This is a genomic window from Limnohabitans sp., assembly GCF_046052765.1.
Lineage (GTDB): Bacteria > Pseudomonadota > Gammaproteobacteria > Burkholderiales > Burkholderiaceae_C > Limnohabitans.
This window is the reverse complement of the sequence record NZ_JAVLFQ010000044.1, coordinates 1-1755: the sequence shown is the minus strand read 5'-3', so window position 1 is coordinate 1755 and position 1755 is coordinate 1. Positions and strand designations below refer to the sequence as shown.

The 1755-nt window shown below is 41.4% G+C and carries 3 protein-coding genes; 1 reads left to right on the top strand and 2 read right to left on the bottom strand.

All coding sequences use genetic code 11. The features are described from left to right. Positions 1 to 82: 82 nt before the first annotated feature. On the bottom strand, positions 83 to 607 hold the full coding sequence (locus AC9UG7_RS05350) for a DUF6641 family protein (protein WP_509585219.1): 525 nt from the start codon (positions 605 to 607) through the stop codon (positions 83 to 85). 41 nt (positions 608 to 648) lie between these two features. On the opposite strand from AC9UG7_RS05350, the gene AC9UG7_RS05345 reads away from it, so the two are divergent. Beyond that, positions 649 to 1236 (top strand): hypothetical protein, encoded by a 588-nt coding sequence (locus tag AC9UG7_RS05345; RefSeq protein WP_509585216.1) that lies wholly within the window; start codon positions 649 to 651, stop codon positions 1234 to 1236. A gap of 382 nt (positions 1237 to 1618) precedes the next feature. Here AC9UG7_RS05345 and AC9UG7_RS05340 read toward each other — a convergent pair whose 3' ends face one another. Next, positions 1619 to 1717 carry an SHOCT domain-containing protein gene (locus AC9UG7_RS05340; protein WP_509585222.1) on the bottom strand — a complete coding sequence of 33 codons (99 nt, stop codon included), beginning with the start codon at positions 1715 to 1717 and terminating at the stop codon, positions 1619 to 1621. Positions 1718 to 1755: the final 38 nt, after the last annotated feature.

Genomic DNA, 1755 nt, shown 5'->3' with positions numbered 1-1755 from the left:
TGCGTCTGCAGCACTGGCGAATTCATTTATTTTCATGTTTGCACCCCTTATGCATATTTATTTAAGGGATACAAACGTAAAGTTACTGAGCAAACCTCTCACGCACAGCAGCACTGGCTGCGTCAATCTGTGCATCCAAGTCACCTGCTTCAACAGCTAATTTCACAGTTGACAACACTGTGAGCAGTTCAGCTGCTGTGCCAACTTCAATGCTGTTCTTGCCTTTTGCTAATTCAATCACCCGCGTGCCGTAACGCACTTGCAAGCACACCTTGCCTGTGTCACTCACAAACCACCACTGACGTACACGTTTCACAGCCTCCACAGTGCGACGCTCACCTGTGAGCTTGTCCCGTATGTTGCGAAGTCGTGTGGGTGAGTATGTTTTTCCCTCACTCAAGCAGCGTGCCAGTTCAATTTGTTGAAACAGCTGATTGCTCAGCTTGTTGCGCCGCTGCACTATGGGTGTGGCTGCTTGTGGACGTTTTGCTGCTACCAATTTCAATCCTGTAAATGCACTCATTTCTTTCTCCTTGTTGTTGAACGAGTGCCTGTAGTTTGCTTTTTTTGACTGTGTTGGACGACTGAAATTCAGTGTGATTCGCATTGGTTTTTGTTGATTTGCTTTGGTTCTGCATAAATAATCATATGCAGCAACTCACAAGTGGACAAAGACTACAACAAGCCTACAGACAACACATTGCACCTTATTCACAGTTCGTGCAAACAGCTGTGACACTTACGCTCAAACAATCAGCGCTGATACGTGTTCGTAGATTTACAAACTATGGTGACGAATGCTACGAATTTAGAGAATACTTGAACGAAGACAAGCTACGCAGCACTATTAGATTTTTCACAGCACAACTAACCAACGAACTTTACGGCAACCAAGCAAAACACAAAAATAAACAGAACTGGGCAAAGCCACTTGTGATTGCAGTAGTGGAAGGAAGAAACACACACAAGCTGGTTCACTTGCATTTGGCAATAGGCAACATACCAACAACACACATACACAACATATCCCACCATACTCAAGCAGCATTTGAACGCTGTGACTTTGCCAACAAACAACTGTGCGTCAAGCCTGTGACTTGTGGCGCGGGTTGGTTGGGTTACATAACAAAACAAGTGGGATACACAGACAATGATGCACTAGACATTGTTAGTAGCACTATCCCCCCATTCATTCAATCAAGCATCTGTACAGAAAGTCGTTTGCTCGCAGAGTGAAGTGGATAATTTACGAGGGTGGCAGTGGGGTTAACAGCACTTCAATACTATTCCTTTATTTTTTTATAGCGCATTGTGTTCTTTGCATAGGAAGTGTTGTTGTCGTATTGAATGTTGTCACTTCGTAGGTAACAGTGTCAAAAATTAAATAGTATCCATCCTTTGAATTGCAATCTGATTGGTAAGTTTTTTGGACACCACTTTTGTTGCAGTAATTGAGTGTCATAGGTCCATATAAAGCACTATTACTTGTTAGTTTTAATCCCCATCCGTTACAAGCAAATTGCTCGTCTTGTGAACATGCATTCAATGTTAAAAATAGGACTAAAAGTAGAATTCTTAATGACATAGTATCTTTTATCAATGTTCTTTAAGATGGCATTTAATCTTTCAATATGTCTTTCAGCTGCTCATTAAACTGAGGCTCAGTTATCAAACCCTTTTCTAATAAATTTTTTAATTTCTTAACACTTTCTTCAATGCTAGGTGACTGCGCTTTATCTGTAGTTGAATTTGCTG